Here is a 14,807-nt window from a genome sequence, read left to right on the forward strand (position 1 = left end):
AGCTACCAAAAGAATAGTGAATCTGAGCAGTCAGCCGCTCAGCGCAGCGGCCAACGCAGGCGTATATTGGTGCGATGCACGCCAAGCCCCCATCCCACCACCGCAGCGACCTGGTTCGCATTGCTATCCATGCCATGTCGGAGCGCGGGCTGGAGCCTGAGTTCTCGTCCGCGGTGGAGCGCCAGCTGGACGGCATTGCCGCCACTGGCGCCAGCGCAGACCCCGGCATCCACGACCTCAGCACCTTGCTGTGGTGCTCCATCGACAACGACGATTCGATGGACCTGGACCAGCTCACCGTGTCTGAAGCCCTGCCCAACGGCAGCGTGCGCCTGTGGGTGGCCATTGCCGATGTGGACGCGCTGGTGCCGCGCGACACGCCCATCGACCAGCACGCCAGCACCAACACCACCTCGGTCTACACGTCCGCACGCATCTTCCCCATGCTGCCCGAGCGGCTGTCTACCGACCTGACATCACTGAACCCCCACCAGGACCGCCTGGCCATGGTGACTGAGATGGTGTTTAACCCCGACGGCTCGCTGGCCGGCTCCACCGTCTACCGCGCCAAGGTGCGCAACCAGGCCAAGCTGGCCTATGACGCGGTGAGTGCCTGGCTGGACGGGCAGGGCGACTTGCCCGCCGCAGCGGCCGCGGTGCCGGGTTTGGACGCCCTGCTGCGCACGCAAGACGCGCTGGCCCAGCAGCTGCGCGCTCGCCGCCATGGCGAGGGCTCGCTGGAGTTTGAAAGCTTTCAGCCCCGGGTTACGTTTGACGGCGAACGCGTGTCCGACATCCACCTGCAAGAACACAACCGCGCCCGCCAGCTCATTGAAGAAGTGATGATCGCCACCAACACCTGCACCGCGCGCTACCTGGCGGGGCAGGGCGTTGCGTCGCTGCGGCGCGTGGTGCGCTCGCCCGAGCGCTGGCTGCGCATCGTGGGCGTGGCCAAGGAATATGCCGCGGTGCTGCCCGACGAGCCGGACTCCAAAGCGCTGGAAGACTTTCTGGCCAAGCGCCGCCGGGCCGACCCGCTGCGCTTTGCCGACCTGTCGCTGGTCATCGTCAAACTCATGGGGCGAGGCGAATACGTGCTGGAGGCCCCTGGCGGCCCACCCGTGGGCCACTTTGGCCTGGCCGTGACCGATTACACCCACTCCACCGCGCCCAACCGCCGCTTCCCAGACCTCATCACCGCGCGCCTGCTCAAGGCCACGCTGGCGAAGGAGCCGCCACCGTATTCGAATGCCGAGCTGGCCGCGCTGGCCACCCACAGCACCCGCCAGGAAGACGCGGCGCAAAAGGTGGAGCGCCAAATGCGCAAGTCCGAAGCCGCGCTGCTGCTCGAATCCCGCATCGGCCAGCGCTTTGACGCCATCGTCACAGGCAACGCGGCCGATGGCCTGTGGGTGCGCCTGCTGAACCCGCCCGCCGAAGGCAAGCTGCTGCGCGGGGCTAACGCGCTGAAGGTGGGCGACAAGGTGCGCGTGAAGCTGCTGGCCACCAATGTGGAGCGCGGGTTTATTGACTTTGAGAGCGCGCAGTAAACGTTAGGCCAAGCCGGCCGCCTGCTTGGCGTGGAGCTTGGCGGCAATGTACTCACCGTGGGTGACGTGCAGCAAGCCCGCCACCTTGCTGATGATGTGGTTCTCGTGGGCGTCCAGGTCGCCGTCCGCATACGCCACCTGCCACATCAGTTCCACCACCATGATCTTTTGCGCCTGCGTGAAGTGCTCGTTCATGGCGCTGGTGTAGCGAAAGTAATCGTTGCTGTGTTTGGCAGCGCTATCTGCTTGGCTTAGCAACTGCTGGGTTTCATCGTCGGTCAATGCAAACTTGCTGCGCAGTGCTTGCACCGCCGATGCACGCTCCTGGTCGCCAACACCCGCGTCAGCCCGCATGACCTCGACCAACAGTACCGCCGTTGCCAGTTGCAAGCTATGGCTGTCACTCACAGATGATGCGCTTTCATCGTTCAGGTTAAAAAACTGGACCAACAGGTTTTTGAGTGGATGCAACATGCGCAAGATTGTGCCCGGCAGATTTGCCCCTTGCCCGACAGGGCCGTAACACCGCGTAAAAACGCATGTTTACCAAAAGAGAGTAGGTGCAAATTTTAGTGAAATTGGCACCTAGCCCCCATGGAATATGCGCAAGCAGCTATCAAATGAATAGCGGTTTCAATGTCAGTTAAGCCGGTTTTTCCAATAAAGAGGCTTGCGGTGTTGATGCGCTATGGCCAGCTCGGCCTGCGCTGGCGCTAACAGGCGGACGGTCATTCTGCTGTCGGCTTGACTTGGTATTTGGCAATCACTTCCGACAAGGCCACCGCCTTGATTTCGCCGCGCCGGTATGCAGCCAGGCGGTCATCCGCTTCGCGGGCCCACGCTGAGTCCAATGATGCGTCGGGCGATCAAGGCTGTCCAAGATGCGCTCCACCACTTCCAGGCGCTCTTCGGGCGGCAACTTGGCGGCTTGGTCGCTTAAGGCTTCAGCGGTGGTGGTCATGGCGGCTCCATTTAAGTGGGGTAGGACATCACTATAACGCTGACATGGAAAGCCTGCCGCATCCCTAAATTTTGTGTCAAATCGGCCTCCAGTCCCCGTGGAATATGCGCAAGCAGCTCCTAAAAGGATAGTGAAAGTGTCTGCCGCAGGCCCCCCTAGAATACCCAGAACAACGTAAGAACACACAGCGCAAAGCGCCTGTGCAACGGGAGTGATAGGTGTCTTTTCCTGATTTTCTGAGCAAGCTATTCAAATCGGTCGCAATACCCATCGCAGGTATGCAAACACCGAGCGACTCGCAGTATCCGTGGGGACGAGAAGTTTATGGACTACACGACACCGCGTATTCCGATGTGTACTTTGCTTGGCGCAAAGACCAGAGCATTCCTGCGGCTCGCCTCCAAGCTTTGTCTCCAACGACAGCGATTGAGCGCCTAGACAATCGCAGCGGCTACGTCCGCGAATTCAGCCTGCGTGTGCTCATGGCGCAAGACTGGGCAGATGGTTTGCAGCCAGTGACCAAGCGGCTCAATGATTACGTGCCCATCAACCGCGAGCTTTCTCTGCAATTGGTGTTGCACTGGCTGGCGCACATGCCATTTGAATCTCTGGTCGATGCGTTGCCAGCCCTCTATGCGCTGGAGACACAAAGCCGCGCCGACTTTCAACAAGTCTTGGCCGCGCTGCAGGCTCGCCTTTTGGCACCTCAGAACCGCGATCTGGTGTTGGTTGGCACTAGCCACGGCAGCGCCAAAGTACGTTTCCAGTGCTGGCGGCTTTGCCTGGCCCTGTATGACTGGTCGGACTTGGAGAAAGTGGAGCGCACCATAGAAAGCGGTGACTCCGCGCTGGCCCGCTCCGTGGAGCCACTGGTTTACAAGCTGGCGGATTCTGAGCTGCAAGCGCTTTTGACCCAACGCCATCGTCTGAAGGCCATGGCACTGCGCCGCGCTGTGTACCTCAGCCTGTGGCGCCGAAAGCTTGGGGACACGGACGAACTTTTCTCCATCGCGCTTTGGGACCCTTCGTTCTCCATCCGATGGCTTGCGCGGCACTGGAGCAAAGACCAGCCGCAAGTGTTGGTTGCCGCCTATCGCCGCGTATTGGCGGAGCCAGTCTCTATCCGGCTTAAGCGTTACGCGCTGGAAGGCGTGGGCCAACTGGGCCGTGCCGATACGATGGATTGCTGCGAGGCAGCGCTCTTGGATGTAAACCCGTCATTGCGCAAGGCCGCACTGGTGGCGCTGTGCAGTTTTGCGTCTGCAACACGCTACGCGTATTTGACTCAAGCGCTGAATGATGGTGACCTTGCCGTGGTGCGCATGTGCTTTGAGCTATCACTCAATACGGGTGACCACTTGGCCTATGACGATCTGCTGCCCGTGGTGCAGGCCCGTAGTCAAGAGTTGGACTTCTTTGTTCGCTTGGTTGAATACGCAAGTCACGTGTCGGTTTGGCTCAGCATTCACTTGGTATCGCTAACTCGCTTAGCCGGCGCCGATGTGCAAGGGCCGCTGAAGCCCCATGTCGACAATTTCTTGAACCGATGGGGGCGGCAGCAAATCTACTTCGCACCCAGCAAGAAACAATGGGCGGATGTAGACGCTTGGATACCCTATGAAACCCTGGCGCCTAGATCCGCCTTGCGATTTGCTCTGGAAGCAGAAGCAAAGCGCATGAAAGCCCGTAGTTAGAAAGGTTTTGGTGCACTAGCCCTCGTGGAGTGTGCGCTAGCAGCTACTAAAAGCGTAGCAAATCTATTCTGCTGCGGCTACGCCTCTTCCAACTCAAAGTGCACACGCCTTCCAATAGCTGTGGCGACATTCACCAGTGCATCCAGCGAGAAACGAGACACGCGGCCGCGCAGCAGGTCGTTCATGCGTGGCTGGGTAATGCCGCATTGGTTTGCGGCTTCGGCTTGGGTCCAGCCATTCTCTTTGACGATGGTCGCGATCTGTTGCATCAGCTCTGCGCGTGTGCGCAGGTTGGCGGCCTGCTCGGGCGTGTCGGCCAGCGCATCCCATACGCTGGCGTAGGTTTCAGCTTTGCTCATTTCTGGCCTTTCATAAATTCGTTGAACCGCTCTTTGGCAATATCAATGTCGCGCTTGGAGGTCGCCTGCGTTTTCTTTTGGAAGGCATGCAACACGATGACGGCATTGGCGACGCGCGCCGTGTACACCACCCGATAAGTGCCCGATTCATCCCATATCCGAATTTCTTCAACCCCTTTGCCAATGCTTGGCATCGGCTTGAAGTCGTCTGGCTGCTCGCCGCGCTGCACCTTATCGATCTGGTAACCCGCGTCCTGCTTGGCATCTTCGGGGAAGTCCCGTAGACATTTGAGCGAGTTGCCCAAGAAGCGCACTGATTTCATGACTCAAATATACTGGTTTGGATATAAATTAGCAAGTGCTGGATGGAGCTTAGAACGAAGACCCCGGCTCGCTCAGGAATGCCAGCTCTCCAGCGGTAAACGATTCAATGCTGAGCGCGCACGTAGCTTCGCAAGGCCGAGGCCATCGCCTTCACTTCCTCCAGCGAATGCCGGACTGGCTCGTTCTCGATGAACTTGGTCAGTGCTTTGGTCTCAAGTACCCACACACCCTCGGCAATGTTGTCAAACGACTCGACGTACCACCCAGGAAAAACGACTGCTGGCCATACGAAGGGCTGGAACAGACTTTCGCGCAAGAAGTTGCCCAGCCAGCGCGCTTGCGCCTTGGCTTGAATCACCGGGTTGCGGTCAATTCGCTGTCCATTGGCAAACACTTCGCCCGCCGCTACTGTGATCTTGCATTCTCCGCGCAGCGGTTTGGAGTGCGTTTTAGTTTCAATGGTGAATACGCCTTGGGGGCCAATCAACACATGGTCCACATTTACATCACCACTTGGCACATCATGAAAAACAATAAAGTCTTTTCTACGCAACCACTCCAAGTGTTCTGCCACTGCCCGTTCTCCGTCGCGGCCCAGTTTGATTTGTGAGAGGCGCTTGTGAGCTCGCGATATCTTGAAGGCTGCGTAGACCACAGCTATTGCAGCAAACGCTGTGTAAATGACGGGGTTGGGCTTGGCGGCCGTCAAATACCTGAACCACTCAAGCCCAGCCATCACGACCAACATGAGGGCAAGCAAGGCTGGAGACACGATATGGTCGTAGGCTTCGTCTTGAAGTTGCTCAGTTAGCGATTGACCCGCGGCCCGCAAAGGCTTGTTGTTTTCTAAGGGCGAGCGCTTTGATTTCGAGTTCATGCAGACAGAAGTTTCTGTGATTTTTAATTCATGTGCCAAATAAGCCTCTAGCACCCATGGATATTGCGTGAGAAGCTACCAAAAGCGTAGCAAATTTGAATCCGTTGGCCTAGAACGAAGACCCCGGTTCGCTCAGGAATGCCAGCTCTTCGGCGGTGGATCTGCGCCCCAGAATCGCATTGCGGTGGGGGTAGCGGCCGAAGCGGTCGATGATGGCTTTGTGGCGCTGCTCGTAGTCCAGGTTGTATTCCATGCCTGGCTGTGAGAACAGCGCTACGGCCTGCGCATGCACCAGCGCGGACTCGCTGTGCATGTAGGGCATGTAGGCAAACACGCGCTGCGCTTCGGGCAGGCTGCGGTCTTGCCCGCTGGCCACCAGCTCTTGCGCCAACACCAGCGCCAGCGCGTCCTGCGCAAAGGCGCGCGGCGTGTCGCGGTACACGTTGCGCGAGAACTGGTCCAACACGATGATCTCTGCCAGCCGCCCCTCAACCGATGAGCGCCACGCAAACAACTCACACCGCGCAGCCGCTTCCAGCGTGTCGCCAAACCGCGCGCGAATGGCTTCGTCCAGCGCGGTGTCTTTGGCGAAGTGCTGCTTGGGGGTTAGCTCGGTGAACCAGAAGTGGAGGATGGATTGAGGTTGCATGGGGGACGAACCGAGGAAGCCAACGGACATCGAAGACGTATGTGCGAGGGGGGAGTGATTAAGTACATGCCTTTTTGCTCCGCCTCGGCATCTTGAGGAGTCTACAAACTGGTTGCTCAGAACCTCGATCACTCAACCAATGCTCCTCGTGATTTCGGCCTAGCACACGCTGCGCGGCTCGCTGGCATGAAGGAGAATTTTGATGGTTTGGGAGCAGGGAACAATGATCTGAACTCTGATCTCAAATATCCTCACGCCCCGGGCAATAGCAATGAGCCTTCCGTCTGCTGCCATCGTGTCGACAAATCCTTTAGGAATCGAATCAAGCAGGCAGGAGTATCGGCAAACCGTGAAAGTGTTCCAAGAATTTCATTCTCACGAACTTGGTGTGAACAGGGGCGGCGGCGCGAAAACAATGAGTTTCCTTTCCTCTTGTTTGAATCCTCCACTAGAACGGAGAGCATGGTCCCGACACAGGGTATAAGAAATTTCCCTCGAATGATTTTGTGTAAATCGGCACCCCAAATCTCGCGCCAATGGTCTATTTGGGCTTGTAAGTCGTCAAGCGTTACAGGCCAATTGCTCATTAGTTGGTCCCTTATTTCCATCGGATCCATCATGACAACAGGCTCCACTCCGCCGGCAGTTCGCCTAAGCGTCACAACTTTTGTGAACAACTGATTGCGAAGAAAGTCTGCAAGTCCTTTGGATGCATCACCTTGTTCCTTGGCTAATGCCATAAGTGCGCAATAAGGTAACAAAACTGATACCGCAGAGTTGTGCCAAGCTTCCACATTGGCAATGACCCTCGCTAACTCAGTTCGATCAGTAACTTCAAAAAGCTGCAGCCGGTCGGTTAGGAATCGGTCAACTACATCAACTGAAAAATAGAAATTTTCAATTGAGTAACACGGGGTTAGATATGTATTGGCACCTATCAAAGTCGATTTATCATCAAAATCTAAATCAACGAAAAATGCAGCTTTGCAAAATTCGTATGTATTGTCTTGTGAAAGTGTGTCTCTCAATTGCAGAGAGTTTTTCTTGCCCTCTGCAATTATTACGTTTGTTGCCGGGCGAGTGCCGTAATGCATTTCTATGCGTGGGGAGTAGTAATCGATATCGTCCTTGCCCTCAAATATCCAAACCTCTTGTGTCGGATTATTTTGGAAGCGTTGCAAGAATTTGAGCCAAACTACCGAAAAATCTCTCTTGCTAGCAAGTAATTCTTCAGGAGTCATCACTACACTCCTTCTCGAATACTGATAAGCATTGGCTTCGCATACTTTGCCAACTCATCATCCAAGATAAATGGTGAATGAGTAGCTACAAGCAGGAATTTACAACGGTCAGAAGCCAAAATATCAGAAAGTATCTTCTTCTGCCAGTCTATTGATAGAGATAGCTCTGGTTCATCGAAAAGAACCGCTAAGTTCAAATTGGAAGATAAATAGATTTGAGAGAAAAGTGAAATTAGCTGTTTTTCTCCCGATGACAATTTCTCGAGAGAAATCTCTTTGCGATTTCTCAAGCCCATAACTTTTATCGTCATCGTTTCATTATTGAATTCCACCGCTTTGTCTTGCAAATATCCATTCACGACATCACAAAATCGGACTACGTACGATTCCGCTTGCTGACGTTCGCGGTCAATCTCTACAAGTCTTGAAATGAAGTATGCAAGTGGTCGGTACTGTGCCTCTTTGATGCGCCCGGAAACGGTCAGAGTGAGGACCTCGCTTTGTGTTTTTGAAGAAATGGACGATGCAAAGCGTTTTAATAATGGTTCTACTACGGCAGGGCTACTTATGTACTGATAGTCCAAAGTCTCCGCACTCAACCCTTTCATTAGCTCGTCCAACATCCTCCCGCTCATTTGTTGGTAAAAAATCAAGCTCGATTCGCTAATAGAACGTAAAACTGTATCAAATCTCTTTCTGACATCACTCATGCCAAAGTTGATGATGTTTATTCCCTTTGCCGCTCCGTCTTCAACACTCAGGCCAAGATTGGATAAATCCTCTTCGACGCGTCGATACGTTGGTAAAAAAAGCAATTCATAGGGAAATGCTTGCTCTATTTGCTTTCGGGCAATTGCCCCTGCATTTCCGACAAAGAGGTTGTCTTTTACCGATCGATCAAAAAGCATCAAAGCTCTATGCAGCTCTGTCGAGGGAATGCCTAGAGAGGACCTGACATAGACAAAAAGTGGCGCTCTGCGAAGGATTTCAAAATCACGCTGTGAGCGAAAAATTTCTAAAAGTGAAGCTAGTTGCTCCGTATCAACACGCTCGTAAACTCGGCGGGCTGCTGGCGGAAGTTCACCTTTGGAAAAAATAGGCAGTTCACTTTCGAGTTCACTCCAAAGAAGCTTCACCACGCTTCCATTACCGAAAGACGCCTCTATTGACTCAAATTCGTATTGAGCTAATCGATAGAAATTTCTAGATAAGAAGTGAAAGAGCAAATTTATGATGCTTGTCTTTCCCATTCCATTTGAGGCAACAATTATTCGAGTCTGTGCGTCGAAATGAATCGTTATGTCTCTATCGCCATGCAGTCCGAATACTGAAAAACTCCGAAGTGGTATTTCACTCCGTGAAGGTGTCTGTAATTCCATTTGCCCCTCCCTCCCATTGCTTTGTTACTTCCCCCAACTATCCTTCAACCCCACCGCCAAGTTAAACACCGGCTTGGAACCCGTGACATGGTCCACACGGTCCGCCACAAAGTACCCGTGCCGCTCAAACTGAAACTTCTGATCTGGCAAGGCATTCGCCAATGAAGGCTCAACAATCGCGGTGACGACCTTCAGGCTGTTGGGGTTCAGGCTTTCGATGAAGTCTTTGCCGCCCGCGTCGGGCTGCACGTCCAAAAACAGGCGGTCGTACATGCGGACTTCGGCGTTCACGCCGTTGGCCACGCCCACCCAGGTGATGGCGGCTTTCACCTTGACCAAGTCACTGCCCGGTGTGCCGCTCTTGGTGTCGGGCACGACGGTGGCCAGCACTTCGGTGATGGTGCCGTCCGCATCTTTGGTGCAGCCGGTGCACTCGATCACATAGCCGCCCTTCAGGCGCACCTTGTTGCCGGGGAACAGGCGCTTGTAGCCTTTGGGGGGCACTTCTTCAAAGTCTTCGCGCTCGATCCACACTTCTTTGCCGATGGTGAAGTGGCGCGTGGGCGATTCAACGCCTTCGGGCGGGTGGGGCAGGGCGGGCTGGGTGCAGGGCTCCAGGTGGCCGGCGCCCATTACCTCGTCCCAGTTGGTCAGCACCAGTTTGACGGGGTTGATGACGGCCATGCCGCGGTGGGCCTTGGCTTCCAGGTCTTCGCGCAGGCAGCCTTCCAGCGTGCTGTAGTCGATCCAACTGTCGCTCTTGGTCACGCCAATGCGTTCGGCAAACATTTGCAGGCTCTCGGGCGTGTAGCCGCGGCGGCGCAGGCCCACGATGGTGGGCATGCGCGGGTCATCCCAGCCGCTCACTTTGTGGTCGTACACCAGCTGCGCCAGCTTGCGCTTGCTGGTGATCACATAGGTGAGGTTCAGGCGGGCAAACTCATACTGGCGCGGTGCGGGCGCAGCCAGCAGGCCGCCTTCGGTCAGGCGCTCCAGCAGCCAGTCGTAGAAAGGCCGTTGGTCTTCAAACTCTAGCGTGCACAGGCTGTGGGTGATCTGCTCCAGCGCGTCTTCAATGGGGTGCGCGTAGGTGTACATCGGGTAGATGCACCAGGTGTCGCCGGTGTTGTGGTGCGTGGCGCGGCGGATGCGGTAGATGGCCGGGTCGCGCATGTTGATGTTGGGGCTGGCCATGTCGATCTTGGCGCGCAGCACCATCGATCCATCTTCATGCTTGCCGTCGCGCATTTCGCGAAAGCGCGCCAGGTTTTCTGCTGGCGTGCGGGCTCTAAAGGGGCTGTCCACACCGGGCTTGCCAAAGTCGCCGCGGTTCACGCGCATTTGCTCTACGGTTTGTTCGTCCACATAGGCGTAGCCGGCTTCTATCAAATGCTCCGCCGCGCGGTACATAAAGTCGAAGTAATCGCTGGCCTGGTAGGCGGCGGCATCGGGCGCACCGTTCCAGTCAAAGCCCAGCCATTTCACCGCGTCGATGATGGAGTTGACGTATTCGGTGTCTTCCTTCTCGGGGTTGGTGTCGTCAAAGCGCAGGTGGCACACGCCACCGTAGTCACGCGCCAGGCCGAAGTTGATGCAGATGCTCTTGGCGTGGCCGATGTGCAGGTAGCCATTGGGCTCGGGCGGGAAGCGGGTGCGGATTTTGGCGGGGTCTGGCTGGCCGGCCGCATGGTGGGCGGCGTCGCCGGGGCTGCCGGCCCAGCGGCGGGCGGTGTAGGTGCCTTTTTCCAGATCGGATTCGATGATCTGGCGCAGGAAGTTGCTGATCTTGGGTGTTTCGGGGGTGTTGGCGGCGTTAGCAGCGGAAGAAGGGGTGTTGGCGCTCATGTATTTGATTTTAGACGCCGCTTGGATTTGCCGAGGCTCCCCCGTACACTGGGGCGCAACAGTTTCACCACTTTCTTTTCAAAAGCACCGGTCTATGGCTTCGCCCCCTGCTGTGCCCAACGCCACCGCCCTGCAAATGGCGCGTTTGTACGAGCAGTCGCCGTTGTTTGTGGCGCTGTTTGATGCAACGGACACCATGCGGTACGCCAACCCGGCGTTTAGCAGTGCCTTTGGGGTGGAGCCCAGCGCCACGCTGACCTGGACCGAGCTGATGCGCCGCAGCCACAGCTTGGGCGTGGGCGCTGCCATCCAGACCAAAGACCTCGAAGCCTGGCTCACATCCACCCGCTCGCGCCGGGGCAAGCTGCCGTTTCGCACCTTCGAGGCCGACCTGACCGATGGCCGCTGGATCTACATGACCGAGACGGTGGACGAGCAGGGCTGGATGTTGTGTGTGGCGTTTGATATTTCGTCCATGCGCGTGGGCGAGCGCACGCTGCGCCTGGCGCGCGACGGTGCGCTGCGCGCTGCGCAGGTGGACGCGCTCACCGGCATCAGCAACCGCGCCCACGTGATGCAGCAGCTGGACAAGCGGCTGGACCAGCTGCGCGAGCGCCAGCAGCCCTGCGGCCTGGTGATGCTGGACCTGGACCATTTCAAACGGGTGAACGACACACACGGCCACCAGGCGGGCGACGGCGTGCTGACCCACTTTGCCCGGCTGGTGGAGGCCACGCTGCGCCGCGAAGACGGCTTTGGCCGCCTGGGGGGTGAAGAGTTCATGCTGTTACTGCCCAACATCAGCCACGCCGCGCTGGAGCAAACCGTGGGCCGGGTGCTAGAGAAAGTGCGCAGTGCGCGCCCGCTGCCCGACGTGCCGGGCTTTGCCTACACCTGCTCGGCCGGGCTCACCATGCTGGACCCCAGCCAGGACGCGGCGCACAACATGCGCCGTGCCGACCATGCGCTGTACGCCGCCAAGGCCCAGGGCCGCGACCAGTTGGTGTGGGCCGAGGCCTGAGCTGCAGCGAGGGGTGGCTTATTTGGGCAGGTTGGCCACATCCAGCCACAGCGCCTTGCGCCCCAGCGGGGTGGCGGCGGGCAGCAGCGGGTTGGTCAGCGCAATGGCCACGCGGCCGCGCAGGTTGGCGCGTTTGATGACATCGCCAAAACGCTCGTAAAACAGGGTGTCAAAGCTGCCGTCGGCCATGGCTTTGTGCAGGCCGGCCTCTATGGCGCTGGCCAGCACAGCGTCTTTTTTGTTCACAAAAAAGTAGATGGCTGCGGGGTAGTGCAGCAGCACTTTGTCTTCCACCACCAGTTGTTGTTTGCTGGCCAGCGCGGTTTCGTCCCAGATCTCCAGAATGGAGCGCGGAAAGTAGTCAAACCGCCCGGCTTGCAGCATGGCAAACAGGCCTTCATAGGCCGTGCTGGTGGCCACCCGCAGGCCATTGCCTTGCAGGATGTCGGTGTCGGGCCAGTCGTGGCCCTGGCCGGCGGCAAAGGCACGCAGGTCGTCCAGCCCTTTGACGCCAGAAATAATGCCCCGGTGCTGCTCGCGCACAAAAGCAATGCGGTAGCCAAACAGCCCTTTGTCGATGGGCACGCGAATGGGCAGCAGCTGCTCTTCGCGTTCTTTGGAGGTCATGCTCCAGACCACATTGACACCGGCGCCCGTGGCCAGCCGGGTCAGTGCGGCGCCCTGTGGCATGGGGCGGGGGTAGGAGCGAATGTCGTAGTGGGTGCCCGATTTCTTCAGCGCCAGTTCCAGCAGGCGCACGGGGTAGTCGAGCCGGCTGTCGGCCTCGGGAATCTCGCGGGAATACACAACGGAAATCTTCTCTGCCTGCACGGGCCAGGCGGCCAGTAGCAGCAGGCACACCAGGCTGGCGTGCAGTGTTTTGAGCCAAAGGGGCATGGTGCCCTTTCCAACGTCTGCAATGACTCCCTGCGTTTTTGTAGTGGCCCGTCGTCAGGCATTTGGCGCATGCACAGATAGTACTTGCGTGCTGCACATTTGCAAGCCGTATGTACAGCCCTAGGGGGCGGGTGCTTGGGCTTCGCGGACTGAGGGGTAGGCAAAGTCCAGGCTGCGGTAGCCGTCCATGCGTAGCGTGGTCTGCCAGCCGCCCCAGTTGGTCACGGTGTCGTAGTGGCGGCCGGTGCGTTTGCCTTGCACGTCGGTGTATTCGCTCAGCAGTTGCCAGCGGTTCGCCGGGCGGCCCTGGGCGTCAAACGGAGTGGTGTCGATATAGAGCTGGTTGACCACTTGCAGCGGTGTGCCGGGGTGGCTGTAGCTCAGCAGCTTGAGGCCGTACCAGGTGTTGTCGGCCAGCCGGGTGTCCAACTGCGGGGCCAGCACTACGTAGTCGTACAGCGGGTGGGTCAGCTCCTTGGCAAATCGGGTGATGCCGCTTGCGCCGCCGGGGCCAAAGGTCATCATGGTGCAAGAGGCGGCATCGCCATCTTTTGCGCTGTGGTGGCCGCCGCGGATTTTGAGGGTGACTTGTGCATTCACCGGGGTGAGCGGCTCGTGCACCCGCACATACACCGTGAACTCCTGGTTGCGCACATCCTGCGGGCTGCTGAGATAGCCCTGCTGCGTCTTCCAGTTGAATTGCTGTTTGCCGCCGCTGGCCCGCAGGTGCAGGCGCGCGGTAAAGCCCTTGCCCCCGCTGCTGTAGGTGAGTGGGGTGGCCTGCAAGTTCCAGTAGCGCAGGGGGCCTTCCTGGGCGGCGGTGGCGCTGGCCTTGTAGTCAAAGCCAAAGCGTGTGTCGGTGTTGGGGTCTTGTGTGCCCAGCGCCAACGCGCTGCCACCAGCTTGCGCGGGCAGCAACATCTGCACGCCTTGGGCGTCCAGCTCTGTGGCGGGGGCGGGGCCGCTCAGCGTCAGCAGGCACAGCAGGGCCAGGGTTGGCAGGGGTGTGGTGGTGCGCATGGGCTGCATCAGGCCTGGTGCCACCCGGTGAGCTGCACCAAGCGCTCTAGCGCAAAGGCGCCTAGCACCGAGTTGCCTTTGGCGTCCAGCTCGGGCGCCCACACTGCAATAGTACCCACGCCCGGCGCAATGGCCACAATGCCGCCGCCCACGCCGGTTTTGACCGGCAGGCCAATGCGGTAGGCAAAATCGCCCGCTGCGTCATAGGCGCCACAGGTGAGCATGAGGGCATTCACACGGCGTGCGTCGTCGGCGGCCAGAAACTGTTCATCGGGTTGGCCGTCGCGGCCCAGGTCGCGCCCGCCGTTGGCCAAAAACATGGTGGCCTGGGCGAGCTGGGCGCAGCTCATTTCGGTGGCGCACTGGCGGCAGTAGTTGTCCAGCACCAGCTCGGGTTCGTTCACAAAGTTGCCGTAGCTTTTCATGAAGTAGGCCAGGGCCATGTTGCGGTGTGCGGTTTCGCGTTCGGACCGGGCAATGCGCGCGTTCCAGCTCAGCTCTGGGTCGTCCGTCAGGCGGCGCAGGGCACCCAAGAGCGCGTAGTCCAGGTGGGCGTAGCGGGTGGTCAGGATGTCGGTGATGACCAGCGCGCCAGCGTTGATAAACGGGTTGCGTGGAATGCCTTTTTCGGTTTCCAGTTGCACCATGGAGTTAAACGCCGCGCCGGACGGCTCGCGACCCACACGCCGCCACAGGTCGTCGCCCACCGTTTTGAGCGCCAGCACAAAGGTAAACAGCTTGGTGATGCTCTGCAGCGAAAACGGCGTGTGTGCATCGCCCACGTTGCAGGTGCTGCCGTCCACCAGCGCTACGGCCATGCCGAACTGGCGCGGCGCCACCTCGGCCAGCGCCGGAATGTAGCTGGCCACGCGGCCCTGGCCAAACAGAGCCTGGGCTTCGGTGTGGATCTGGTCCAGGATGGCGGGCAGGTCAGCGGTGTGGGCTGCGGGCATTGGGGTTTGCATGGGCGGATTCTAGGAGCCTGGCTGT

The 14,807-nt window shown here is 58.3% G+C and carries 14 protein-coding genes and 1 pseudogene; 3 read left to right on the plus strand and 12 right to left on the minus strand.

What is annotated here, in order from left to right; genetic code table 11:
* Window positions 1-74: 74 nt before the first annotated feature.
* Entirely contained in the window at window positions 75-1,550 is a 1,476-nt protein-coding gene (locus tag C5F53_RS15645; protein WP_105262333.1) for an RNB domain-containing ribonuclease, read from the plus strand.
* Window positions 1,551-1,553: 3 nt separating this feature from the next.
* Here C5F53_RS15645 and C5F53_RS15650 read toward each other — a convergent pair whose 3' ends face one another.
* Both C5F53_RS15650 and C5F53_RS20730 read right to left on the minus strand, forming a co-directional pair.
* Entirely contained in the window at window positions 1,554-2,024 is a 471-nt protein-coding gene (locus tag C5F53_RS15650; protein WP_105262334.1) for a TerB family tellurite resistance protein, read from the minus strand.
* A 254-nt stretch (window positions 2,025-2,278) separates the two neighbouring features.
* Window positions 2,279-2,412, minus strand: a pseudogene (locus C5F53_RS20730) (addiction module protein); the annotation flags it as partial.
* Window positions 2,413-2,729: 317 nt separating this feature from the next.
* On the opposite strand from C5F53_RS20730, the gene C5F53_RS15660 reads away from it, so the two are divergent.
* The gene (locus C5F53_RS15660) at window positions 2,730-4,205 is read left to right on the plus strand and encodes a HEAT repeat domain-containing protein (protein ID WP_146097378.1); all 1,476 of its coding nucleotides are present in this window, start codon (window positions 2,730-2,732) and stop codon (window positions 4,203-4,205) included.
* Window positions 4,206-4,282: 77 nt separating this feature from the next.
* Here C5F53_RS15660 and C5F53_RS15665 read toward each other — a convergent pair whose 3' ends face one another.
* The 7 genes from C5F53_RS15665 to C5F53_RS15695 all read right to left on the minus strand — a co-directional run bounded on the left by C5F53_RS15665 (window position 4,283) and on the right by C5F53_RS15695 (window position 10,879).
* A complete protein-coding gene (locus C5F53_RS15665) occupies window positions 4,283-4,564 on the minus strand; it encodes a helix-turn-helix domain-containing protein (RefSeq protein ID WP_105262336.1) in 282 nt (93 codons plus the stop codon).
* The gene (locus C5F53_RS15670) at window positions 4,561-4,887 is read right to left on the minus strand and encodes a type II toxin-antitoxin system RelE/ParE family toxin (RefSeq protein WP_105262337.1); all 327 of its coding nucleotides are present in this window, start codon (window positions 4,885-4,887) and stop codon (window positions 4,561-4,563) included. Before C5F53_RS15670 ends, C5F53_RS15665 begins: the two co-directional genes overlap by 4 nt.
* Window positions 4,888-4,991: 104 nt before the next feature.
* Complete coding sequence (locus tag C5F53_RS15675; RefSeq protein ID WP_105262338.1) at window positions 4,992-5,765, minus strand: nuclease-related domain-containing protein; 774 nt, start codon at window positions 5,763-5,765, stop codon at window positions 4,992-4,994.
* A 109-nt stretch (window positions 5,766-5,874) separates the two neighbouring features.
* Entirely contained in the window at window positions 5,875-6,414 is a 540-nt protein-coding gene (locus C5F53_RS15680) for a DUF924 family protein (protein ID WP_105262339.1), read from the minus strand.
* Between the two features lie 251 nt (window positions 6,415-6,665).
* Window positions 6,666-7,655, minus strand: a complete 990-nt coding sequence (locus tag C5F53_RS15685; RefSeq protein WP_105262340.1) for a DUF4435 domain-containing protein — start codon at window positions 7,653-7,655, stop codon at window positions 6,666-6,668.
* 2 nt (window positions 7,656-7,657) lie between these two features.
* Window positions 7,658-9,034: an AAA family ATPase gene (locus C5F53_RS15690; RefSeq protein ID WP_105262341.1), complete on the minus strand. Its 1,377-nt coding sequence runs from the start codon at window positions 9,032-9,034 to the stop codon at window positions 7,658-7,660.
* 24 nt (window positions 9,035-9,058) lie between these two features.
* A complete protein-coding gene (locus C5F53_RS15695) occupies window positions 9,059-10,879 on the minus strand; it encodes a glutamine--tRNA ligase/YqeY domain fusion protein (RefSeq protein ID WP_105262342.1) in 1,821 nt (606 codons plus the stop codon).
* A gap of 94 nt (window positions 10,880-10,973) precedes the next feature.
* Here C5F53_RS15695 and C5F53_RS15700 point away from each other — a divergent pair, with 94 nt between their 5' ends.
* Window positions 10,974-11,900, plus strand: a complete 927-nt coding sequence (locus C5F53_RS15700; protein WP_105262343.1) for a GGDEF domain-containing protein — start codon at window positions 10,974-10,976, stop codon at window positions 11,898-11,900.
* Between the two features lie 18 nt (window positions 11,901-11,918).
* On the opposite strand, the gene C5F53_RS15705 is transcribed toward C5F53_RS15700, so the two are convergent.
* From C5F53_RS15705 to C5F53_RS15715, 3 genes are all read right to left on the minus strand, one after another.
* On the minus strand, window positions 11,919-12,797 hold the full coding sequence (locus tag C5F53_RS15705; protein WP_105262344.1) for a hypothetical protein: 879 nt from the start codon (window positions 12,795-12,797) through the stop codon (window positions 11,919-11,921).
* 120 nt (window positions 12,798-12,917) lie between these two features.
* Complete coding sequence (locus tag C5F53_RS15710) at window positions 12,918-13,817, minus strand: hypothetical protein (protein ID WP_146097379.1); 900 nt, start codon at window positions 13,815-13,817, stop codon at window positions 12,918-12,920.
* An 8-nt stretch (window positions 13,818-13,825) separates the two neighbouring features.
* Window positions 13,826-14,782: a glutaminase gene (locus tag C5F53_RS15715; RefSeq protein ID WP_236635399.1), complete on the minus strand. Its 957-nt coding sequence runs from the start codon at window positions 14,780-14,782 to the stop codon at window positions 13,826-13,828.
* Between the last annotated feature and the right edge of the window lie 25 nt (window positions 14,783-14,807).

This window comes from Rhodoferax sp. TS-BS-61-7 (assembly GCF_002943465.1).
In the GTDB taxonomy this organism is placed as follows: Bacteria; Pseudomonadota; Gammaproteobacteria; order Burkholderiales; family Burkholderiaceae_C; genus Allorhodoferax.